Annotated in this window: 23 protein-coding genes and 1 riboswitch; of the genes, 18 read left to right on the top strand and 5 right to left on the bottom strand. The window is 37.4% G+C overall.

Annotation, left to right across the window (positions count from 1 at the left end; genetic code table 11):
- Positions 1-52 precede the first annotated feature (52 nt).
- Genes ACZ2M0_RS03915 through ACZ2M0_RS03895 form a run of 5 tightly spaced genes read left to right on the top strand, consistent with a single transcriptional unit; the run spans position 53 to position 3,708 of the window.
- A complete protein-coding gene (locus tag ACZ2M0_RS03915) occupies positions 53-547 on the top strand; it encodes a PTS sugar transporter subunit IIB (RefSeq protein ID WP_187154133.1) in 495 nt (164 codons plus the stop codon).
- A 1-nt stretch (position 548) separates the two neighbouring features.
- Positions 549-1,334, top strand: coding sequence for a PTS mannose/fructose/sorbose/N-acetylgalactosamine transporter subunit IIC (locus tag ACZ2M0_RS03910; RefSeq protein WP_187154132.1), 786 nt, complete (start codon positions 549-551; stop codon positions 1,332-1,334).
- A 1-nt stretch (position 1,335) separates the two neighbouring features.
- A complete protein-coding gene (locus ACZ2M0_RS03905) occupies positions 1,336-2,154 on the top strand; it encodes a PTS system mannose/fructose/sorbose family transporter subunit IID (protein WP_187154131.1) in 819 nt (272 codons plus the stop codon).
- Positions 2,155-2,171: 17 nt separating this feature from the next.
- Positions 2,172-2,576, top strand: coding sequence for a PTS sugar transporter subunit IIA (locus ACZ2M0_RS03900; RefSeq protein ID WP_187154130.1), 405 nt, complete (start codon positions 2,172-2,174; stop codon positions 2,574-2,576).
- A 10-nt stretch (positions 2,577-2,586) separates the two neighbouring features.
- The gene (locus ACZ2M0_RS03895; RefSeq protein ID WP_187154129.1) at positions 2,587-3,708 is read left to right on the top strand and encodes a glycoside hydrolase family 172 protein; all 1,122 of its coding nucleotides are present in this window, start codon (positions 2,587-2,589) and stop codon (positions 3,706-3,708) included.
- Between the two features lie 210 nt (positions 3,709-3,918).
- On the opposite strand, the gene dapF is transcribed toward ACZ2M0_RS03895, so the two are convergent.
- Complete coding sequence (gene dapF, locus ACZ2M0_RS03890; protein ID WP_490058603.1) at positions 3,919-4,905, bottom strand: diaminopimelate epimerase; 987 nt, start codon at positions 4,903-4,905, stop codon at positions 3,919-3,921.
- A gap of 17 nt (positions 4,906-4,922) precedes the next feature.
- Positions 4,923-6,275 (bottom strand): aspartate kinase, encoded by a 1,353-nt coding sequence (locus ACZ2M0_RS03885; protein ID WP_490058602.1) that lies wholly within the window; start codon positions 6,273-6,275, stop codon positions 4,923-4,925.
- A 282-nt stretch (positions 6,276-6,557) separates the two neighbouring features.
- A riboswitch (Lysine riboswitch) is annotated at positions 6,558-6,736 on the top strand.
- 84 nt (positions 6,737-6,820) lie between these two features.
- Here ACZ2M0_RS03885 and lysA point away from each other — a divergent pair.
- The 13 genes from lysA to ACZ2M0_RS03820 all read left to right on the top strand — a co-directional run bounded on the left by lysA (position 6,821) and on the right by ACZ2M0_RS03820 (position 20,856).
- Positions 6,821-8,134 (top strand): diaminopimelate decarboxylase, encoded by a 1,314-nt coding sequence (gene lysA, locus ACZ2M0_RS03880; protein ID WP_490058601.1) that lies wholly within the window; start codon positions 6,821-6,823, stop codon positions 8,132-8,134.
- 9 nt (positions 8,135-8,143) lie between these two features.
- Positions 8,144-8,854, top strand: coding sequence for a 2,3,4,5-tetrahydropyridine-2,6-dicarboxylate N-acetyltransferase (gene dapD, locus ACZ2M0_RS03875; protein ID WP_490058600.1), 711 nt, complete (start codon positions 8,144-8,146; stop codon positions 8,852-8,854).
- Between the two features lie 8 nt (positions 8,855-8,862).
- The gene (locus tag ACZ2M0_RS03870) at positions 8,863-10,002 is read left to right on the top strand and encodes an N-acetyldiaminopimelate deacetylase (protein WP_490058599.1); all 1,140 of its coding nucleotides are present in this window, start codon (positions 8,863-8,865) and stop codon (positions 10,000-10,002) included.
- 18 nt (positions 10,003-10,020) lie between these two features.
- A complete protein-coding gene (dapA, locus tag ACZ2M0_RS03865) occupies positions 10,021-10,941 on the top strand; it encodes a 4-hydroxy-tetrahydrodipicolinate synthase (protein ID WP_490058598.1) in 921 nt (306 codons plus the stop codon).
- 1 nt (position 10,942) lies between these two features.
- Positions 10,943-11,701, top strand: coding sequence for a 4-hydroxy-tetrahydrodipicolinate reductase (dapB, locus tag ACZ2M0_RS03860; RefSeq protein WP_490058597.1), 759 nt, complete (start codon positions 10,943-10,945; stop codon positions 11,699-11,701).
- 18 nt (positions 11,702-11,719) lie between these two features.
- Entirely contained in the window at positions 11,720-12,907 is a 1,188-nt protein-coding gene (locus ACZ2M0_RS03855; RefSeq protein WP_490058596.1) for an aminotransferase class I/II-fold pyridoxal phosphate-dependent enzyme, read from the top strand.
- The gene (locus ACZ2M0_RS03850) at positions 12,904-13,971 is read left to right on the top strand and encodes an aspartate-semialdehyde dehydrogenase (RefSeq protein WP_490058636.1); all 1,068 of its coding nucleotides are present in this window, start codon (positions 12,904-12,906) and stop codon (positions 13,969-13,971) included. Before ACZ2M0_RS03855 ends, ACZ2M0_RS03850 begins: the two co-directional genes overlap by 4 nt.
- 265 nt (positions 13,972-14,236) lie before the next feature.
- Positions 14,237-15,067, top strand: coding sequence for an ABC transporter permease (locus tag ACZ2M0_RS03845; protein ID WP_490058595.1), 831 nt, complete (start codon positions 14,237-14,239; stop codon positions 15,065-15,067).
- A complete protein-coding gene (locus ACZ2M0_RS03840; RefSeq protein WP_490058594.1) occupies positions 15,060-15,848 on the top strand; it encodes an ABC transporter permease in 789 nt (262 codons plus the stop codon). Before ACZ2M0_RS03845 ends, ACZ2M0_RS03840 begins: the two co-directional genes overlap by 8 nt.
- A 12-nt stretch (positions 15,849-15,860) precedes the next feature.
- Positions 15,861-16,904 carry an ABC transporter ATP-binding protein gene (locus tag ACZ2M0_RS03835; RefSeq protein ID WP_490058593.1) on the top strand — a complete coding sequence of 348 codons (1,044 nt, stop codon included), beginning with the start codon at positions 15,861-15,863 and terminating at the stop codon, positions 16,902-16,904.
- A gap of 25 nt (positions 16,905-16,929) precedes the next feature.
- Positions 16,930-17,982 (top strand): extracellular solute-binding protein, encoded by a 1,053-nt coding sequence (locus ACZ2M0_RS03830; protein WP_490058592.1) that lies wholly within the window; start codon positions 16,930-16,932, stop codon positions 17,980-17,982.
- Between the two features lie 61 nt (positions 17,983-18,043).
- A complete protein-coding gene (locus tag ACZ2M0_RS03825; protein WP_490058591.1) occupies positions 18,044-19,099 on the top strand; it encodes an ABC transporter substrate-binding protein in 1,056 nt (351 codons plus the stop codon).
- 56 nt (positions 19,100-19,155) lie between these two features.
- A complete protein-coding gene (locus ACZ2M0_RS03820; protein WP_490058590.1) occupies positions 19,156-20,856 on the top strand; it encodes an adenine deaminase C-terminal domain-containing protein in 1,701 nt (566 codons plus the stop codon).
- A gap of 109 nt (positions 20,857-20,965) precedes the next feature.
- Here ACZ2M0_RS03820 and ACZ2M0_RS03815 read toward each other — a convergent pair whose 3' ends face one another.
- The 3 genes from ACZ2M0_RS03815 to ACZ2M0_RS03805 are packed head-to-tail and all read right to left on the bottom strand — an operon-like array spanning position 20,966 to position 23,217.
- Entirely contained in the window at positions 20,966-21,979 is a 1,014-nt protein-coding gene (locus tag ACZ2M0_RS03815; RefSeq protein ID WP_490058589.1) for an SLAP domain-containing protein, read from the bottom strand.
- 46 nt (positions 21,980-22,025) lie between these two features.
- Positions 22,026-22,628: a hypothetical protein gene (locus ACZ2M0_RS03810; protein ID WP_490058588.1), complete on the bottom strand. Its 603-nt coding sequence runs from the start codon at positions 22,626-22,628 to the stop codon at positions 22,026-22,028.
- Between the two features lie 43 nt (positions 22,629-22,671).
- The gene (locus ACZ2M0_RS03805) at positions 22,672-23,217 is read right to left on the bottom strand and encodes a hypothetical protein (RefSeq protein WP_490058587.1); all 546 of its coding nucleotides are present in this window, start codon (positions 23,215-23,217) and stop codon (positions 22,672-22,674) included.
- Between the last annotated feature and the right edge of the window lie 68 nt (positions 23,218-23,285).

The raw sequence follows: 23,285 nt of genomic DNA, 5'->3' as shown, positions 1-23,285 counted from the left end.
TGAAAGCGATTGAAATATAGAAGTTACTAGTATCATTTGAAAGGAAAATAAAATGAGTATTGTTTTAGCAAGAATAGATAATAGACTACTTCATGGAATAATTGTTACTCAATGGGCTCCACAATCCGGATCTAACAGGGTAATGGTAATAGATGATGAAACAGCAAATAATTCAATAAGTAAAGCTACTATGAAAATGGCACGACCAGCTGGAAATGCAATTTCCATTATTACAGAAGAAAAGGCCTTAACTAATTTTAAAAATGGTAAGTATGATGCGGAAAAGTTACTTGTTCTGGCTAAAGAACCACAAACTTTTTTGGATTTGGTAAAAATCGGTGTTCCAATTAAAAAATTGAATATTGGCGGTACTACAGCTCGTGATAATGGTATAGAAATTTCTAAGCGAGCTTTTGCTGATAGTCATGAAATAACAGTATATGAGTCATTAATTGATAAAGGTGTCAAGTTATTTTCTCAATATGTCCCGGCTGATAAAGAAATAGAAGTTACTAAGGAATTTTTAGAAAGTAAGGCTAATAGTTAAAATGCATTTTTCAATATTACAAATTATTCTGTTAACGCTTTTAGCTTTTATAAAGCACGTTGATTACTATGGTATTCCGATGCTATTCGTTAATTATCCCGTTTTTTGGGGGCTTTTTACCGGAATAATAATGGGAGATATACAAACCGGATTATTAGTAGGTGGTACAGTTCAGCTAATGTCATTAGGTGTCGCTGGCTTTGGTGGTTCGTCAGTACCAGACTATGGTACAACAGCGATCATTGCTACTGCTTTTGGAGTTTCAATGGGTAAGAGCGCAGGTTTAGCAATAGGCTTACCTGTTGGAATGCTGGGAGTTCAATTAGATGTTATTGTTAAAATTTTAAACGGATTTGTAGCTAAAAAAGCAAAAAGTTATGCTGATTCTCGTCAATTTAAAAAAATGAGTGCAGTTACCTGGTTAGGTCCATTATTCTTTGGCCTTTCAGCAGCAATTCCAGTTTTTATTGCCGTCACTTTAGGTCAGTCAGCTGTGAACTTTATTTTACAAGTTATGCCAAAATGGTTCATGACAGGACTAACTATAGCAGGTGAAATGTTACCTGCCGTAGGTATTGCAATGCTATTAAATTATATGCCTACAGGTAAACTAGTTAATTACTTATTGATTGGTTTCTTTCTAGCTGCTTTCCTAAAAGTGCCAATTATCGGTGCGGCAATTATTGGTTTTGCAGCTGCATTTACAACCTATAAGCAAGCTGAAAAAGAAGGCCAAGCTAAAGCCATGGCTGCAAATACAAATTCAGGTATAGGAGAGGACGAATAAAATGGCTAAAGAAAAAGACGAAAAAATTTATGGCCCAATAGTAACAAAAAAAGATTTGCGTAAAGCTAATTATCGTTGGTTAATGAGTGTTGAGACATTTAACTACGAAACTCAACAAGGAGCGTCTGTTGCATATGCTCTATCCCCAATTTTGCGTAAAATATATCAAAAAGATGATGATTATGTCGAAGCTTTAGACAATCATTTTCAATATTATAATACTCAACCATGGTTAGCTGCTATTGTTCTAGGAGCTTGTGTTGCTATGGAAGAAAAACAAGGATTAGCTGCTAAAAGTGCTATTAATGATTTTAAAGTTGGTACTATGGGACCACTAGCTGGAATAGGTGATTCTCTTCTAATGACAATGATTCCAACTATCATGGGGTCAATAGCAGCTTATATGGCTTTAGAAAATAATCCATTCGGTATTATTCTGTGGGGTATCTTAATAGCAATTATCTTTTTCCTACGTATGCATTGTTTTGAGTTTGGATATAGACAAGGCTCTAAAGTTATTACAGAATATGGTGATAAGATAAATTACTTAACTGAAGCTGCTTCTGTTTTAGGCATCACAGTTGTAGGCTCTTTGATTGGATCCGTTATATCTGTTACATCGCCACTAAAATTCCAATTTGGAAAAGTTACAATGCAAATTCAACCAATGTTGGATAAAATATTACCACAATTAATTCCAGCATTATTAGTTTGGCTAGCTTATAAGCTTTTAAAATCTAAAAAGTGGAATATGACCTGGGTGATTTTATTATTTATTGTAATAGCAATGTTTGGGGCAGCATTTGGTTTCTTAAAATAATAGGTAAGGAAAAAATAATGAAAAAGATTATTATTGTAACTCACTATACGCTTGCACAGGGCTATCAAGAAACTCTTGCTGGCCTAACAGGAGATAAAAAGATTGTCGCAGCCATTTGCGCCTATATGAACAATGAAGGAACAAATGAATTAAAGGAAAAAGTTGGCAAGATGTTAAATAATTCGGACGAATTTTATATACTTACCGACTTAAGTTTTGGAAGTGTAAATCAAGTGATGAGTCAATTTGCATCTGCTAAGATTCATATAATCACTGGGGTTAATTTACCATTTGCATTAGCGTTAGCTCTTGCAGTTAAAAATGATCAGCCAATTAATATCACTAATTTAATTAATCAAGCAAGACAGCAATTATTACAAGTATCAGTAAATGATATAACTGATTCAAATGATGATGAGTAGGTGGTAAAGAATGAGCTCTTTAGATGATGTATTACATTTTAAAAACGAACAAAGCAGGACTATTTCTGCCGAAAATAAGACAGGGGCTCCTGGGAAGGCAGCAATGGCAACCGGCAAGCTGGGACCACAAAGGAAAGGAAGTGCTGATATTTCGCTTGAACAGGGAGAAACAGTAACATTAGCTGACATTATTGGGCCAGGAGAAATTCGCCATATGTGGTTTACAGTTACAGACAAGACAACTAAGGGAAGCTTTGTTTTGAGGGATTTAGTGCTGAGAATGTACTGGGACAATGAGCAAAATCCTTCTGTGGAAGTCCCATTGGGTGACTTCTTCTGTAATGGTTTTGGAACTCGATGTATAGTTAATTCTATACCAATTGTTGTAAATCCCTTTGGTGGCATGAATTCTTACTTTAAAATGCCCTTTAACAAACATGCAAAAATAACTATTACAAACGAACACCCTGGATTTATTAAACACTTTTTTTATACTATAAATTATGTTAAAAAAACCAAAACTGAAGATTTATTGTATTTTCATGCGCTTTGGAACCGCGAAAATCCAGTAAAAATGGGACAGGATTATACTTTACTTGATGGAGTAAAGGGCAAAGGCTATTATGTGGGTACATACATGGCTCTTTGCGCTTTACAAAGATATTGGTGGGGTGAAGGTGAATTTAAATTTTATATTGATGAAGATAATCAATATCCTACTGTAACTTCAACTGGGGCAGAAGATTATTTTGGTGGAGCTTGGGCTTTTCAAAAACAGGAATATGGACATTTGCCAGAAACTTATACTTTTTCAACTGCCTATCAAGGTTATCCGTTTCACGAAACTCAAGACCATTCGCGGGATATGTTTAGCGCAGGAAAATCAGACCCTAATTCTGTTCATGCTTGTGGGAATGATGGCTTACCAGAACATGGGTTGTACCGATGGCATTTACCGGATCCAATAGCTTTTACTAAAAATCTAAAAGTTACTTTTCAAGATATAGGTAATGATGATATTGGCCTGTTCGAACGTTCAGATGATATTGCAACAGTAGCTTATTGGTATCAAACTGAGCCCCATCAACCATTTAAAAGCTTTTTATCGAGAAATGAACGTTTGCCAAGATAGATAAAAAGGATATTTTAATTGAGTTCAAAATTTGGTTATCCTTTTTAAAAAATATAATTTAAGAGTCTGGGAAAAAACTCTAACCTAACTAAAAAAGGCCGACAAATCACGTCAATAAAACGTTGACTTGTCGGTCTTTTTAAATTGTGAAATTTTTAAATTTAACTTCAAAGAACACTTTTTTCCCAGACTCTTAAAATATCAGCTAATTTAGTTATTATTCACAGCAATAAAATTCTGATATGCTTCATTCTCTGAAGTAGTGGTAATCTTAAAATTATTAAAATCAGGCTGCTTCTGGTGCAAGGTACTTTCTGCAACGTCAATGTAATGTGTAACTGTCGCATTTCCAATTAATTCGATCCAATAGCTATTGGCGGTGCGATGTACCTTTGTTTGGACAAATCCTCCGGGATTTGAAACAGTCAGCAATTTATCAAACAGATCCTGTGACTTGTTGGTCAAAGCGTAAATTAAGCTTGCTGCAGACATGCCAGTACCACAAGCGTTGGTAAAACCAACACCGCGCTCAAAAGTGCGAACGAAAAGGTGGCCAGAAGACAAAACTTTAGCAAAACTGACATTTACTCCATCTGGAAAATAAGGATTTTTATGATTTAATTTTGTTCCTAAATTTGCTAGTAGGTCACTTTTTAAAACATCATCTGAAACTAAACTAATCAAATGAGGATTGGGAACAGCAACTGCTGAAAAAGTTAACTTGGGTGCAAATTCAGGTACTGCTTGGTTTAGTAGTTCAGAGTAACCTAAGTTAGTAAAAGGAAGATCTGCAGCTGCAAAACTAACTGGGCTGATTTCGACACTAACTGCTTTAACGTTTTGCGCCCAGTCTGGCTGACAACTAACACGCAAATCACTTTGCATTGTTTCGACTTTGAAAGATTGCTTGTGGTATTTTTGCGCTAGATAACGGCCCACAGTCCGTAAGCCATTGCCACACATGGAAGCAAAAGAACCATCAGCATTAATGACCTGCATTTTGCCTAAAACTTGTGGGTGCTGCGAATTGCTGACTACTAACAGACCATCAGCTCCGTTTAATAATCCAGTGGCAGAGTTTGTTATTTGCCAAGCCAAATTGACCAATTCGTCTTTAGTTAAAGGGGTTTGCAATTGAGTTTGATCTAGTAGAAAAAATTTATTCTGTGAACCGTGAACTTTTTGTAGTTGTACCATAAAAATCTCTCCTTAAATTAATTAAAAAACTGGTGGTAAATTTCTCTAACAGCAGCAGCAGCGTCCGCTTTTTTGGTACCCAGCATAATTGAGATTCGTGAAGCACCTTGGTTAATCATATGAATTGCAATATGCTTTTGTGCTAGAGGCAGCGTGATGTTCTTCATTACGCCAATTTTGTTTTTCATTCCTTCTCCTACCACCATGATAATGGCATAGTCATCGATCCACTCTAATTGATCAGGATTAAGTGCCTGTTGAATTTCAAAACACATTTGCTGGCGAATTTGCTCATTAAATTGGCGTTTGTCAAAAATCACAGTTAAATCATCAATTCCTGAAGGCATGTGCTCATAAGATATATTAAATTTATAAAAAATTTGTAGTAATTTAAGAGTAAAACCAACCTGTTTATTTAGCAAGTATTTATGTAAATATAATGCTGCAAAATGACCAGAACTAGCTACTCCTGTAATTGTACTTTGAGGCTGAAAGTTATTTTCAGGTACGATCATTGTTCCCGGCAAATCTGGGTGATTGGTATTTTTGACATTAATTGGTATTTGTCCTTCAATTGCAGGAATAATAGCTTCATCGTGAAAAACTGAAAAACCCGCATATGACAGTTCCCGCAACTCGCGGTATGTCATAACATTAACAGCGTGGGGATGCGTAACTAATCTAGGATCAGCAGCGTAAATAGCATCGACATCAGTGAAATTTTCATAAAGGTCAGCGTCAAGTCCGCGTGCCCAAATTGCTCCGGTAATATCAGAACCGCCACGAGAAAAAGTAGCAATTAAACCGTCTTGAGTAATACCATAAAAGCCGGGAACAATTAATAAGTCTGAAGTTTGAGCCCACTTTTGCAAATTGCTGTAAGTTTCCGGCAAAACCTGAGTGTCATTAGGATTGTTGGTCACAATAAAACCAGATTCTTTCGGGTCTAAGAAACGAGCTGGTATATGACGACTTTGTAAAATTAAAGTCAAAAGCTGAGCATTTAGTTTTTCTCCGTGCGCTTTAAAGCCTGCCATTAAAAAATCCTTGTTTGGATAAGAGATATTGGGTAGATTTTGTAATTCTTGCAATAAAGGCTTTAATAATTGTTCGGGTATTTTAAAATAAGCAGCAACGTCATGATACCTGGACCAAATTGTTTTAACGACTTCCCTGTAATCTTGTTTAGCAATTGCTTTTTGCGCATACTCGATTAATAAATCTGTTACTTTAGTGTCATTTTTATATCTTTTTCCTGGCGCTGAGGTAACTACGATTTTACGAGCCGGATCAGCATTAATAATTTTTAAAACTTTTTGAAATTGTTCTCCGTCCGCTAAAGAACTACCACCAAATTTTACAACTTTCATGTTAATACCTTTCACAATTAAATTTAATTTAAGTAATTAGTATTGGATTTTAACATTAAAATTTTAATCTTCAAACGAAAAAAGAAAATTGCTAATTAATAACGCTATTATTTCTCTTAAGAAAACTTTGGTAAAAATGCTGTCGATAAATGCCGAATATAATAGCCTTTGCTACAACTTTGAAACAATTAATTGCAAAAAATAATTTTAGGGATTTGAAAATCAAAAAATATTTACCAGCAAAAATGGTTGACAATCATATTAATTAATAATAATATTTTAATAAATCGAAGAGGTTGCAACCAACAAAAGTAGCTGGTGGAGTTTCTGCAAAAGCTGAGAAGCCAGTTAAAGGGGCGGTTGCCGAAGCATTAATTATTGCGGTAATTAATTAGCTGGGACGTAATCTAACAGGTTACGGACTGTCGCAATTTTATATTCGCGGAGCGCTATCGACAAAATTGATACCAGATAATAACTTGAAGGACTCTTTTGTTAAGCACAACAAGAGAGCCTTTTTTATTTAACAAAAAGGAGAGACTTAAATGGCTGCTAATGATTATTACCAGACTAACGCTCAAGGTCACTTGGCAATTGGTGGAGTAGATGCATTGAAACTGGCAAAAGAATTTGGTACTCCATTAGTTGTTTATGACGTACAAAAAATCAAACAGCAATTTCAGGCTTTCCAAAAGGCATTCGCAGAAGAAAGTGTAAATTATGCAATTAGTTATGCAAGTAAGGCTTTTACTACAATTGCGATTTATCAGGTAATTAATGAACTTGGTGGACATGTTGATGTTGTTTCAGGTGGAGAATTGTACACGGCATTAGAAGCAGGATTTCCGGCAGAAAAAATCAGTTTTCATGGCAATAATAAGACAGCAGATGAGTTATTAATGGCTGTGCAAAACCATGTCGGCGTGATTGTTTTAGATAATTTTTATGAAATTAAGTTGCTGACGCAAATTTTGCAAAAAACAAATGCTCAAGTGCAAGTGATGCTGAGACTGACCCCAGGGGTCTCAGCTCATACTCACGAATACGACCAAACTGGTCAAGAAGACAGTAAGTTTGGTTTTGATATTAGATCAGGCCAAGCCGAGCAGGCATTTTTAGAGGTAAAAGCTAATAAACAGATGGACTTGATTGGCTTGCATGCACATATCGGTTCACAAATTTTGGAAACAGCTGGTTTTAAGCTGGAAGTTGAAAAACTTATGCAACTGGTCAATAATTGGAAACAAAAATATGATTACCAGCCTCAAGTCTTAAATTTAGGTGGCGGGTTTGGCATTAGATATACCAAACAGGACAAAGTTTTGACTGCGCAAACTTTTATCAGTCAAATAGTGCAGAAAGTCAAAAAATGCATACAAGAAAGTCACTTAAAAATGCCGGCTATCTGGATAGAACCGGGTCGTTCAATTGTAGGAGAGGCTGGTTATAGCTTATATACAGTTGGTGCACGCAAAGAAGTACCGGGACTATTGCCTTACGTTACAGTAGATGGTGGTATGGGAGATAATATCAGACCGGCACTTTATCAAGCACAATATGAGGCATTATTAGCAGAAAATCCTCATGCAGAGCCTGAAGAAACTGTCAGACTGGCAGGGCGCTATTGTGAATCAGGCGATATTCTTATTAACGAACTGGCACTGCCTCAAAGTAAACCAGGTGATGTAATTGCAGTTCTGGCTACTGGGGCCTATGGCTATAGTATGGCTTCAAATTATAACCGTGTTCCACGTCCAGCCGTTGTATTTGCAGAAAATGGTCAAGCACAAGTAGTAGTTACACGTGAAACTTATGCGGATCTAATCAGCCATGATCGCTTTTATCAAACGAAAGGATAATTAATAAATATGAAAAAAATGTCGGCTGCTGAAATCATTGATTTCATTGCTAATTCAACCAAAAAAACAGCAGTTAAAGTATATGTCAAAGGTGAGATGGCTAAACTGGACTGGCCTGAAGATTGCAAAATTTTTAATGAAACTCACACTGGTGTCGTTTTTGGAGATTGGCAAGTATTGAAACCCTTTTTAGAAAAAAACGCAGAAAAGATAACATATTATCAAGTGGAAAATGTCAGTCGTAATTCAGCCATTCCATTATTGGATTTAAAAAATATTTCCGCCAGAATTGAACCGGGTGCGCTTATCCGTGAAAACGTTGAGATAGGGAAAAATGCGGTAATTATGATGGGGGCTGTCATTAATATTGGAGCAGAAATTGGCGAAAATGCCATGATTGATATGAATGCTGTTTTGGGCGGCCGAGCAATCGTTGGTGCGAACAGCCACGTAGGAGCGGGTGCCGTAATTGCCGGAGTTGTCGAACCGGCTTCAGCACAACCTGTGAAAATTGGCAAAAACGTTTTGATTGGTGCTAACGCCGTGGTTTTAGAAGGAGTCCAAGTTGGCGACCATGCAGTGGTAGCAGCAGGTGCTGTAGTAACTAAAGATGTCCCAGCAAATAGTGTCGTAGCCGGAGTGCCGGCAAAAGTTGTTAAAATGCGTGATCAAAAAACTGCCTCTAAGACAGGAATTGAACAGGGATTAAGAAAGCTGTGAATTAATTAATGTTAACTTCTGAGCAACTCATTAAAATTCGCCGCGATTTACACCAAATTCCTGAATTGGCCTTGCATGAACACCAAACACAAAAATATTTATTACAGATTATTGGCAATTTTACTCAAAAATATATTGAAGTTCGCACATGCCCTGAGCTGCCCACAGCAATATTGGTCAGGGTTCAGGGAAGTAAACCGCAAAAAACAATCGGTTATCGAGCAGATATTGATGGCTTACCTATTGAAGAAAAAACGTCTTTGCCGTTTGCCTCCAAAACTCAAGGTCAAATGCACGCCTGTGGTCACGATATTCACATGACAGTGGCACTGGGAATTTTGGATTATTTTTGTGAACATCAGCCACAGGATAATTTGCTTTTCTTTTTTCAACCAGCTGAAGAAAGTGAAAGTGGCGGTAAAAAAGCCTATGAGGCTGGAGTCTTTACTGGCAAATGGCGCCCTGATGAGTTCTTTGCCTTGCATGTTACACCTGATTTGCCTACTGGCACAATTGGCTGCCGTTTAGGAACATTATTTGCGGGAACAACTGAAATCAATATTGATTTATATGGTAAAGATGGGCATGCCGCATATCCACAACAAGCCAATGATATGGTAGTAGCTGCTTCTTCTTTAATAGAACAAATTCAGACAATTGTATCACGTAGTATTGATCCCATTGCAAGCGGAGTTATTACAATAGGAAAGGTCAGGGCCGGAACAGTTAGAAATGCTATTGCAGGTCATGCTCATCTAGAAGGGACTATTCGCGGACTAACCCAAAAAATGATTGAAAGAATAGATCAGCGCCTGCGGGATGTGACTCAAGGAATAGCGCAGAGTTTTAATGCTAAGGTTGATTTGCAGCTTAATCAGGGTGGCTATTGGCCAGTTGAAAATGACCCCCAAATTACAGCAGAATTCATTAATTATATGAAGAAAAATCCTCAAATTGATTACCAAGAGTTGCAACCGGCTATGACAGGGGAAGATTTTGGCTACTTACTGGCACAAATTCCCGGTACCATGTTCTGGCTGGGAGTGAACGATAATTCTCAACTCCATTCTGCAACCTTTAACCCACACGAAGAAGCAATAGTAACAGGAATTAAAGCAATGGTAGGCTTTTTACTGAGTCATATGTAGCTCAAAAGGAGAAAAAACATGACTAATTTTGATAAAGCAGATTTATTGACCGCGATAATTACGCCCTTTAATAAAGAAGGAAAAGTTGATTATCCCGGACTGAAAGAATTGACAGAACATTTAATTAATACCGGCAGCAATGGTTTTGTGATTGGTGGCACCACTGGGGAAACAGCAACAATGACCCATGATGAAAAAATAGAACTATATACTAAGTTTGCTCAAATAATTGCGGGGCGAGTCCCCGTAATTGCGGGCACGGGCAGTAATAATACTGCACAGACAGTTGCATTTACTCAAGAAGTAGGGCAAATTCCTGGCATTGATATCGCTTTGGTAGTAGCGCCATATTATAACAAGCCTAATCAAAGAGGAATTATAGCCCACTTTGAAAAAGTAGCAGAAAATTCTCCCGTCCCAATTATTATTTATAACATTCCAGGTCGGACTGGAATTAAGATTAGCAAAGAAACTTTGGTTAGTCTGTCGCATAATCCTAAAATTGCTGGTGTTAAGCAATGTGCGGAGTTAGAAGACTTAGAATATATTGTCGAACACGCAGCAAGTGACTTTTTAGTGTATACAGGCGAAGACCTGCAATCTTTAACTGCTAAAGTTTTAGGTGCAAAAGGAGTGATTTCGGTAGCTTCTCATGTTTATGGTTCGGCCATGCGTGAAATGTATAATGATTTAGATCAGGGTAAAGTAGCTGCAGCGGGTAAATTGCAAAGACAACTAATGCCGAAAATGCAAGCCTTATTCATGTATCCTTCACCGTCTCCAGTTAAAGCTGTCTTAAATGCACAAGGCTTACCATCTGGTGGCTGTCGTCTGCCTATTATGGACTTAAATGAAGCAGAAAAGCGGCAATTAGCTGTTCATTTAGGTTTAGATGAATCAGCTTTATTGCATAAACTGCCGTTAGAACTAGGAGTATAATATGAAAAAAATTTTGGTAGCTGGGGCCACAGGATCTATGGGAAAACAAACGGTGCAATTAGTTAATAAATTAACGGATTGTCAATTAGTAGCTGTTTTAGCTCCAACGGCATCTAAAAGTTCAGAATTTGGAGCTTCAGTTAAATGCTTTGACAATTTGACTGCTGTCGATATTGATGCCGATATTTGGATTGATTTTACCACCCCACAAGCCGTTTATGAAAATACTAAATTTGCTTTAAAGCACCATATGCACCCCATTGTGGGAACAAGTGGTTTAACCCCAGATCAAACAAAAAAGCTGCAAGCAATTGCACAAAAAGAAAAAATTGGTGGCATTATTGCTCCAAATTTTGGTTTGTCGGCTGTCTTATTAATGAAGTTTGCACAAGAAGCTGCCCAGTATTTTCCTGATGCAGAAGTAATTGAAATGCATCATGCTGATAAAAGGGATGCACCTAGCGCTACTGCTATTGCGACTGCCAAAGTGATAGCAGCTAACCGCAATCCAGAAAATTGCTCTCAAACTACGAACGATTCTGCAGCTCGTGGTGCTGATTATGATGGCGTTCCTGTACATTCCGTTCGTTTACCAGGCTATGTAGCTCACGAACAGGTGCTTTTTGGTGGCACCGGAGAGGCTTTAACTATCAGACAAGATTCATTTTCCCGTTCTTCATTCATGCAGGGCGTGAAAGTGGCCTTGAGTCGGGTAATGGACTTACCAGATTTAGTGGTCGGTTTAGACCAGATTTTATAATTTATAAGGAGAACAAAAATGCCACAATTAGCTACTGATTTAACTTCTATTATTCATACACCATTGGAAAAAATCCCTCCTTCTGGTATACGTGCTTTTGCCCAAAAAGTTGAGGACATTCCAGATTTAATAAAATTAACCTTAGGAGAACCTGATTTAAATACACCTGAACATGTTAAAAAAGCAGCTGCTCAGAGCATTTTAGATAATGATTCACATTATTCTGCTCAAAAAGGAACACCTAGATTGCGTCAGGCTATTAGCAATTTTTTACAGCGCAAGCAAGGCTTAACTTATGATCCTGACAGCGAAATTGTAGTTACAGTGGGTGCAACTGAAGCTATAGCCGCAACAATGCTGGCTTTGTTTCAACCGGGGGATGAAATTATTGTACCGACTCCTTCTTATGCCCTTTATTTTCCATTAATTCAATACACTAAAGCTAGGTTGGTTGCTATCAATACGTCAGGAACCAATTTTGTGTTGACTCCTGAAGATTTGGAAAAGACACTGGATGAGCACCCTCATGCTAAAGCGATTTTACTGAATTATCCTACTAATCCAACTGGCAGGGAATGTCCCAGTTCTGTTTTAGAGCAAATAGCACCAATCATTAAAGAGCATCACCTTTATGTGATTTCTGATGAAATATACAGTGAGCTGACTTATAACTTTAATCACGTATCGATTGCGCATTATTTACCCGATCGTACCCTACTAATTAATGGCTTATCCAAGTCTCATGCGATGACCGGTTACCGTTTGGGTTATGTAACTGGACCAGCCGCTTTAATTAGCTTAATTGCAAAAATGCACGCATTCTTGGTTACAGCTCCATCAAATCCGGCACAAGCAGCAGCTACTGAAGCTTTGGAAAACGGTGATCAGGATCCGGCTGCAGCGCGACCAATTTATCAAAAACGGCGTGACTATATTGTTAATGCATTAAATAATATGGGTTTAGAAACTCATGCCAGTGAGGGTGCATTTTACGTTTTTGCCAAAATACCAGCAAGTTATGGTAAGAATGATGAAGCTTTCGCACTGGATCTGGCCCATAAAGCTAAAGTTGGAGGCACTCCCGGAAATGCTTTTGGCCCTGGTGGTGAGGGCTATATCCGCTTTTCTTATGCTGCCAGTGACGAAAATCTTCATACTGCTATGAGTCGAATCCAAAAGTTTTTAGCAGAAAAGGGTGAAAACTGATGAGAGAGTATGTAGTTGCAATTTTGGGTGCTACAGGTGCAGTAGGTCAACGTTTAATTAGTGAGCTGGAAAAAGCAGCAATTCCAGTCAAGCAAGTTAAGTTGCTAGCGTCTAAGCGTTCAGCAGGCAAGAAGTTACAATTCAAAGGGCAAGAAATTACAGTTGAAGAGGCACAACCTGAATCATTCACTGGCGTTGACTTGGTTTTATCATCTGCTGGCGGTGCTGTTTCAAAAAAATTGTTGCCTGAAGCTGTAAAAAGGGGGGCAGTGTGTGTAGATAATACTAGTGCTTTCCGTATGAATGATGATGTTCCAATAATTGTTCCCGGAGTTAACGATGACCAATTAGTTAATCATCATGGCATTATTGCTAATCCTAATTGCTCGACCATTCAGATGGTTGCCGCGCTTTATCCGCTTCACGTTAAGTGGGGTATTAAGCAAATAATCGTTTCAACTTACCAAGCGGTTTCTGGTGCTGGCAAAGCGGCTTGGGGTGAACTGTTGCAACAAGCACAAGATAGGCTGAATAATAAAGAAACTGAAGCCAAAATTTTGCCAACTGCGTCTGCTAAAAAGCATTATCCTATGGCATTTAACCTGTTACCGCAGATTGATGTTTTTGAAGATGATGGCTATACGCACGAAGAATGGAAAATGATTCATGAAACCAAAAAGATTTTGTTTAATGATCAGGACACAAAGCAAATAAAAGTTACTGCTACTTGTGTTCGTGTGCCAGTTGAAATTGGTCATGGTGAGACAGTCTATTTTACGTTGAAAGATCAGTCAGCGACTGCTGCTGCAATAAAGCAGGAAATCGAGCAGACTCCCGGGTTAGTTTTACAAGACGACCCGCAAAACCAAATTTATCCACAACCACTTTTAGCAGCAGGTAAAAAAGAAATTTTCGTTGGCCGTATTCGTTCAGACCAAGAAAATCCTGGCGCCTTTAATATGTGGGTAGTTGCTGATAACTTATTAAGGGGCGCTGCCAGCAATACTGTGGAAATTGCTGAGTGTTTAGTTAGAGATAATTTGGTGCGTGTCCCTGATAAGTAATGTTTTTCTTAATAAATAAGCCAAGCTTTGGGCTGTTCAATATTTAATATAAAAATTAACTCTTTTAAACTGATTTAATTCAGCTTAAAAGAGTTTTTTGTTTAATGTTCGTAATGCTCTTGATAATACACGTATGGCAATCTTAAGCACTTTCATTAGTTGAAAAATACAAACTATTTAATGAAAAAAGATAAATTTTATTCGTATTTGATGTTGACAGTGGATTAAAAATTAGATAACCTAATATACAAAGCGGAGGTAATATATGAATCGCAAAACAGCAGTATGGTTGTTAATTCCTGCATTCTTGGGAGTATTGGTATTCACTTTTTTCCCCCTAATTCAAATTGCAATACCAACATTCCAAAGTAAAAGTGGCTTCTTTTCACTTTACGCACAATTTTTAAAAAGTTCTTTCAACTGGGCAGTCCTTGGACGTAGTTTTTTGATAGCGGTTATAACAGTGATTGTTGTTTTGATCCTTGGGATACCTATCTCTATCTGGGTAGGAAGACAAAAAACAGTAGTCAGACAAGTACTGAATTTGCTAATTCTTTTTCCCATGTTAACCAATGCAGTTGTAAGAAACTTTGCTTGGATTATTATTTTGGGTCATGACGGAATCGTCAATAAAATTTTACTGGCGTTGCACCTAATTAAGTCACCGCTAAATATTCTTTACACTAATGCTTCTATTATTATTGGTTCTGTTTATTTATTTTTACCAATTATGATTAATTCGTTAATTGGTAGCGTGGCTGAATTAAATGTGGAAGTTGAAGAAGCTGCAGCCGTTCTTGGTTCCAATCCGTGGCGCACACTGTTTAAGGTGATCATTCCACAATTGACTACCGGCATTTTAACTGGCTGTATTTTAGTTTTTGCTGGAACGATGACAGCTTATACTACTCCAGAAATTCTTGGAGGCAACCGCCATTTGGTAATGGCAACTATGATTTATCAGCAAGCAATGACGTTAGGTAATTGGCAAAATGCCAGCGTTATCTCATTAATTTTAATTGTTATTTCTGCTCTTTCAATGTGGCTCATGAGGAAGCTTAGCCAACATTTAGATCGGAGGCCAATTAATGCTTGATCGTAAAAATAAAGCTTTGACTGTGATTTCGATTATTATTTTGGCCTTAATCATGTTGCCACTAATTTTAGTCGTAATTACATCCTTTAATACGCAAAGCTCGATTTCATTACCGATTACCGGCTTTACCCTTTCTTGGTACAGCAATATTTTCCAACAGCCTGATTTTATTGCAGGTTTTGAATCAAGTTTAATTGTAGCTTTAATTGCCAGCATTTCAGCTTTAGTTATTGGCATTCCTGCTGTCTACGCCTTGACGCGTTACAACATTCATCATGCCGCTTGGTTTCAATCGTTTTTCCTCAGTCCGACTTTAATTCCTGAAATTGTTATTGGCTTTGCGCTCTATCAAGCCGCAGTTATTACTATGAGAATTCCGGTATTTATTGGGTTGATTGTCGGACATTTTCTTTTGTGTTTACCGTATGTCATTCGTTTAATTACAGCCAGTATGCTGCTAATGGACAGTCACATCGAAGAAGCGGGCTGGATTTGTGGCTGCTCTCGCAAAAAAGGATTTTTCCTAATTGTTTTGCCAAATATTAAGGCCAGTATCATTGCTGCGTTTATGATGTGTTTCATCAATTCCTTCAACAATATTCCAGTTTCTTTATTCATGAGCGGCCCTTCTTTAACCATGTTGCCACCGGCAATTTTAAATTATTTGCAAAATAATTATGACCCTACTGTATCAGCAATTTCTGTGCTTTTGATGATCTTTACAGCACTCATGATGTTTTTGGTTGAAAAAGCGATTGGTATTAAAAATATTACAAAGTAGAGGAGTAGTGCAGTGGCAAATTTAGAAGTACAAAATTTAGCAAAATCATACGATGGTAAAACTAAAGTTTTAAAAGATATATCTTTTGCTGTCAATAACGGTGAGCTGGTTTCCATTCTTGGACCTTCTGGCTGTGGCAAAACGACTACACTTAGAATTATTGCCGGTTTAATTCCAGAAACTGCAGGACAAGTTTTAGTTAACGGTAAAGATATTACCAAAGTGCCTGTTTATAAGAGAAATTTCGGGATGGTTTTTCAAAGTTACGCACTTTTTCCCCATATGAATGTTTTTGATAACGTTGCTTTTGGACTGAAAATGCGCAAGCTTGACAAAAATACTATCAAGAAAAAAGTGACTGAAATGCTGGCAACTACCGGTTTAAGTCAACTGGCTCAACAATTTCCAGCGCAGCTTTCTGGAGGGCAGCAACAAAGAGTTTCATTAGCAAGGGCTCTGGTTACTAATCCCGAATTGCTATTAATGGATGAGCCTTTAAGCAATCTCGATGCTAAATTGCGGCTGAAAATGCGAGAAGAAATTCGCGACTTGCAGCAAAAACTTAAAATGACGGTACTATTTGTCACACACGACCAGCAAGAATGTTTCGCAATTTCCGACAGAGTTTTAATTATGAAACAAGGACGCATTGATCAGTTTGACACGCCACAAAATATTTTTCATCATCCTCGAACAGAATATGTTGCCCGTTTTATTGGTTATGACAATTTTATTACTGTCACTGCTGCTAATCGTCAGGATGAGCACCATATCAAAGTAGGCAATACGGTTTTGACCACGGTTGAACCAAATCAAAATGCAAAAGTGTTAACCATTCGTCCAGAAAACATCCACTTGAATTTAGCGGATGCTTCTGAAAATACATTTACCGGTAAAATTATGAGTCGAGAATATTTAGGACAAAGTTTTAAGTATGCCATTCATTCAGCCATTGGGGACTTTCAAGTTGAGGAAGCACGGCAAAAGATGCGCAGTTCAGGAGAAGAAGTAACGCTAACTCTTCCTGCTAAGCATCTTCACCCGTTATCAGAATAGTCAGTGTTTTTAGAAAGGTATGGTTATGAAATTTAAAAAAGCTTGTTTATTAGCAGTTAGTTTTATCATTGCTGGCACAACTTTGGCAACTTCTGCTTGTTCGTCTAATGCTGGCAGCGGCAAGCTGACGGTTTCTACTTTTGGCTTAGCAACTAAACAGATGCGCTCGGACGTGCTTAATCCGTTTGCCAAGAAAAATAATGTTAAGGTGTCTACACAGTTTGGGGATAGCTCAACTCGTCTAACGCAGATTGAGCACAATTCTAATTCACCGGTAGATGTCATTGAATTGGCCCAAAATAATGCGATTACAGGTGCTAAAAAGAAACTCTTTAAAAAATTGGATTTCTCCAAACTCAAGAATTTCAAATATTTATCCGCTGACCAGCAAAAGCTGGCAAAAGACACTAATACTGTTCCGTATACTGTTAATAGCTTTGGCATTATTTATAATCCGAAAAAGGTTCACATTAAAAGTTGGGATGACTTATGGTCTAAGAACTTAAAGGGCAAGATTGCGATTCCTGATATTGTAACAACTTTTGGTCCTGCAATGCTCTATGTGGCAGGGGACCATGCTAAAGTCAGCGTAACAAAGGATGATGGCAAGGCTGCCTTCAAAGCGTTAAAGCAGTTAAAGCCGAATGTGGTTAAAACCTATTCTCAAAGTTCAGATTTAAGTAATATGTTTAAAACGGGAGAAATTACCGCAGCAGTCGTAGGTGATTTTTCAATCAGCATGCTGCAGGCCACTAATCCTAGTTTGAAGTATCTGGTGCCAGCTTCAGGGACATATGCTAACTACGATGATATTGCAATCTTGAAAAACAGTAAGAATACTCAAGCGGCATATAAGTATATTGACTTTCGTATAAGTGAAGCGAACCAAAAGAAAGTCGCCAGTGCCAAATCGCTTAATAATGCCCCGGTTAATTCACAAGTAAAATTGACTGCTGCTGAAGCTGCCAATAAAACATATGGTGCGATCGCGCAAAGAGCAAAAACTATTGACTTTTATTACGTGAACAAGCAGATGCCTTCATGGGTCAGTCAATGGAATAAAATTATGAACCAATAATTTATCAAAAAAGAACCTGCCCTCATTAATAAGGCATTTTAGATTTACAGAAAGGTCTATCATGAAAATCAAAAAAGTATGTTTAATGGCAGCCAGTTTAATTGTTGCGGGAGCAGCTATTGCTACTTCAGCTTGTTCTTCTAAAGCAAACGGTGGCAAGTTAGTTGTTTCTACGTTTGGCATCTTGACTAAGCAAATGAGATCAGATGTACTCAATCCTTTTGCCAAGAAAAATAACGTTAAAGTTTCCGCACAATTTACTGCAGATACAACTACAAGCTTAACTCAAATTGAGCATAATCCTAATTCTTCAGTTGACGTGATTGAAGTGGCACAAAAGAATGCTTATGCTGGTGCGAAAAAGAAGTTGTATAAAAAAGTAGATTTTTCTAAAATCAAGGATTTTAAATATCTATCCAGTAGTGAACAAAAGCTGGCTAAAGATACCGGAACTGTTCCTTACACTGTTAACAGCGTAGGTATTATTTACAATCCTAAAAAAGTTCATATTACAGAGTGGGATCAACTGTGGTCTAAAAAATTGAAAGGCAAGATCGCTATTCCTGACATTACTAACACTTTTGGTCCTGCGATACTGTATATTGCTGGTCGCCATGCTAAAGTCAGTGTCCCAAGTGATGGCGGTAAAGCAGCTTTCAAAGCCATGAAAGAACTGAAGCCTAATGTGGTTAAGACATATGACCAAAGTTCAGATTTATCCAATATGTTCAAAACAGGTGAAATTAGTGTGGCCGTTGTTGGTGACTATGCTATTAGCATGTTGCAGGCTACTAATCCTGAACTTAAATACATTGTTCCAGCATCAGGCACATATTCTAACAGCAATGTTGTTGCCATCTTGAAGAATAGCAAGAATACAGATGCTGCCTATAAGTATATTAATTTTAGACTAAGTCAAGCTATTCAAAAGAAATGTGCCAGTGCAAAATCACTTAATAATGCCCCAGTTAACACGCAAGTTAAGTTAACACCGGCTGAAGCCGCTAATAAAACTTATGGGGATGTGGCTAAACGTGCAAAGAACATGAATTTCTTCTATGTTAATAGCCACTTGCCTTCTTGGGTTAATCAATGGAATAAAATTATGAATAAGTAGATATAAAATGAAGGGTTGGAATATTTCAACTCTTTCGTTATTTATGGAGGAGAAAAATGACACAAGTTGATCTTTTGATAAAAAATGGCCATGTTTTTAACGTCTTTTTACGTAAATTTGTTGACACTCAAGTTACGGTCAAAAACGGTAAATTTTATTGGATTAATCAAGACTTACCAGGAATTAGGGCTAAAAAGACAATTAATCTTAAGGGTAAATATCTAATTCCAGGATTTGTTGATGCCCACATGCATATCGATTCATCCATGACTACTCCTGCGATTATGGGACAAACTATTCTAAAATACGGTACGACAACGATTATTGCTGACGACCATGAAGTAACAAATGTTGCTGGTATCAAGGGACTAAAAAATTTCATTGCAGAGCCGTCACCGATTGATATTTTCTTTGGCATTCCATCGTCGGTTCCATCAACGAACCCAGATATGGAAACGACAGGTGGCAAAATTGGCGTGAAAGAAGTACAAGAACTGCTTAAAGATCCGCGCTTTATTTGTTTAGGCGAAGTGATGAACTTTAAGGATATGACTTCTCCGCATAAAACCTTGATCAAAGATATTATCAAAGTTTGTCGTGAGGAAAAACCCACAATGCCTCTTGAAGGTCATGTGCCAGCATATGCTGGTGAAGATCTGGCTAAAGTTATTTATGCTGGAGTTACTACTGATCATACGGAACAGACAGCTGCCTTAGTTAATGAAAAAGTTCCTAATGGCATGTTTGTCGAGGTGCAACTGAAATCGATGTTGCAGGAAGTAATTGATACGATCATTAAGAACAATTACTTTGACCATATTGCCCTGGTAACTGATGATTCTATGCCTGACACTCTGCTTCATGGTCACTTGAACTATTTGGTGAAAAAAGCAATCAAAATGGGGATGACACCTGAAGAAGCTATTTACATAGCTACTTATACACCGGCTCGCCATATGGGATTATGGGATAGAGGTGCAATTGCTCCCGGCCGAGTAGCTGATTTTGTTATCCTCGATGATTTGCATGATTTGTCAATAGCAGCTGTTTATAAAAATGGGATAAACGCGGCAGATATCAAGGAGCAGACAGGTTACCAATTTTTGCCAGAGTTACGTCACTCAGTTAACGCGCCTAAGTTACTACCCGATGATTTTGTGGCAAAAACAGATTTAGTTGCAAACGGAGAAGTATTGGCAAATATTATTCAACTTAATCCAGCAGGTACTTTTACCAACCATATCCAAGAAAAACTGGAGGTAAAAGATCACATAGTTCAATGGCAGAAAGCCGGCTTAGCATTGATTATGGTGCAAGATCGTTATAGCGGCGATGGACACTATAGTCTGGGCTTTGTTGACCGTGGTATTGTAAAAGAGGGTGCGGTAGGAGCAACTTGGGCGCATGATCACCACAACATAATGATCATGGGCACTAATACTGCCGCAATGCTCAAGATTCAGCATCAGCTGGTTGAACAGCAGGGCGGCTATATTGCAGCAAAAGGTGACAAAATAGTTGCCAATGCAAAATTACCGATTGGTGGAGTTGCCAGTGACCAACCAATGTCTGTTTTAGGTACAGAAATTGGCAAGGTGCGCAAAACACTGCAGGAGCTAGGGTATAAAAATCCTAACGAGATTATGTCGTTTTCTACTTTGTCTTTACTGGTTTCACCAACCATTAAAATTTCAGATAAGGGCCTATTTGAGGTCAAAAGTCAGAAAAAGATTCCGCTTTTTGAAGAAATTAAGTAGGAAGTGCAGAAATTAATTAAATAGTGATCAAAAAAATCTGCTAGTAAGATATTGTGAAATTTCACAATATAAACTAACAGATTTTTTCATACTTAAGAAGTGAAGATGTTTATTTCTTTAACCATTCTTTTACTATAGCCTTATATTGAGCCAAAGTAATTGCGCCATCTTCTCCTTCATTAGTTGCATTAAAAGCATCAGCAGCACCATAAGGAGTTTGCGTCATGTGAGCCATGCCCATTACGCGATGTCCCTTATTTAATAAATTGGTATAGTGTCCTGCCATTCTATAACCGTTTGTTCCTAAAACGGCCTGATGATATACAGGGTCTTCCCAATTAGGAGTGAACTCATAGGGCGCTAGGCTAGGGCTTTTCTTTACGTCCCATTCCCAGGCTACTTTTTCAGTCATCCAGTTGCTAATTGGCTCAGCACCGGCAGAAAGATTTTCCAGGTTGAAATGATAGCCGTAAAAGCCCGGATGATTTAAGGAACCCTGTTTTTGATAATCTGCATCAATCATGGAAATGGCTGTAGAAGTTGGGGAAATTTTTAGCGCACCAACTCCAGCTTTAGTTCTTTCCTTGTTTGCATTAGCAAGACTTTGAAGGGAAGCTTTAATATTAACGTTGCTAGTAGCATCATCTTTGCCACCTAGTTTGACATAAGTATTAAACCACGATGGTGCGCCTTTTTGCGCTTGACTATCTATTTTGCCTGTTCTAAGTAAAGTCGCTGCTTTTTGTGCTTCCTGTCTTTGAGCAGAAGTTAGCGAACTATCATTTGCCATAAAATCCATCAAACTTGCCCCGTTTTTAGCAGGCCTATTTTTTGGTGTTTTGACTATATTGAGCGGTAAACCATCGTAGTAGTGGATGTATTTATTTTTACCGATACGATAATATTTATAACCTTTAATCTTTTTAACAGAAGTATAATAAAGACTTTTGCTCTTTTTATATACTTTTTTGGTTTTCTTGCCCTTATGATCATAGACATATGTTTTGCTGTACACAAATATTTGATGTTTAGCAGCAGATACTGGTTGTGGACTACTAAATGAACCAGTACCTAGTAATACTAAAATACTGGCAATCATTGCAATAAGACTTTTTTTCTTCATTGCTTCTCCCTTCATAAAATAATAAAACCTATGTGCTGAAAAAATACTAATATAATTTAATTTTCGAATTAACGATCTTTTTATTATTATGCATTACCTTTTTCAAAAAGGATTTCTTGGCGCCACAGTTGACATACAGGTCTACTTGAGGAAGGTGGGTACTATTGGAAAGATTGCCTTTGCGTGAAGCCTTCTGAGTAAACCACCGATATTTAGCATAATGTGGGCTATTGAAGTGCATGTCATTTTTAAAACGATATTTTTTCCCTGGCTTAAGGTGAGAAAGATTAAAGCGAAATCGCATTAAATAAACACGACCATGTACAAACTTTTTGTGGTCGATGTTATTTATGTAAATGCCATCTTCTTTAGCAGAAAGTCCCGTCGCCTTTTTATTAACAACATATATGCTTGGAGTAAAGAACATTGGCTTTCCCGTGTTAACTTTTAGATGTCGAGTGAAAAAAATAACATTTCCTACCCAATTACTATAAGCCTTTTCAGTAGAATTAACGTTATAATATTTTTTATCAAAAGCTGCTTTAATTGTTATAGCAGATGCACTAACGCTTTTAGGTGAAAATAGAATAAGGCCAGTCAATAGCACAAAAAAAGTAGCAATAATTTTAACAACTGATTTTTTCTTCATTATTTATTCCCTTTAAAAACAAAATAAGAATATACGGATAAATTTATAAGTCATCGCCGCCAATAATAAAGTCGTAATTTGGATATTTGCGATCTTTTAACTTTTTGGCAAGTTTAGCTGTCTGATACCAGTGACTATCTACATACCAATAAACATTCTGATATTCTGCATAACCTAAAACTTTATTTCCATCTAATTTAGCAACGTTATACCAATCAAGCGTACCTTCGTCAGGGTAACCCCAAATGCCAACTCCTATCCAAGTATAGCCTTTTTGAGTCATTTTATTTGATAAATAAATCCAAGATCTTGTTTTTTTACTAGGTTTAGGCATAACCTTAGGTTTAGCTTTTAACAATTTAGGATACTGGTGGCCGTTTTCGTAATAAATTTGTTTTGTTTTAGTGAAAGTCATCTTATCGATTTTCTTTGTCTTGGAATTATATGAGTACCATGTCCCACGCCAGCTTTTAGGAAAAACTGCCTGGGTTTGCTTAGCTTGCACATTACTTGGCGTATTAATAAAATTGCCAATCGTGCCGACACCTATCAAGGCAGCTACCAACATAATCACTTTTTTTAATTTCATTTTTTGTTACCTCTATACAAAATTTAGCTTTACTACAAACAAATTATACGCTTTTCATGTTTCGTGTA

The sequence above is a fragment of the Lactobacillus sp. VURO6/B1 (VP7) genome (assembly GCF_058139575.1).
This window is presented reverse-complemented; position numbering and strand designations above follow the sequence as displayed.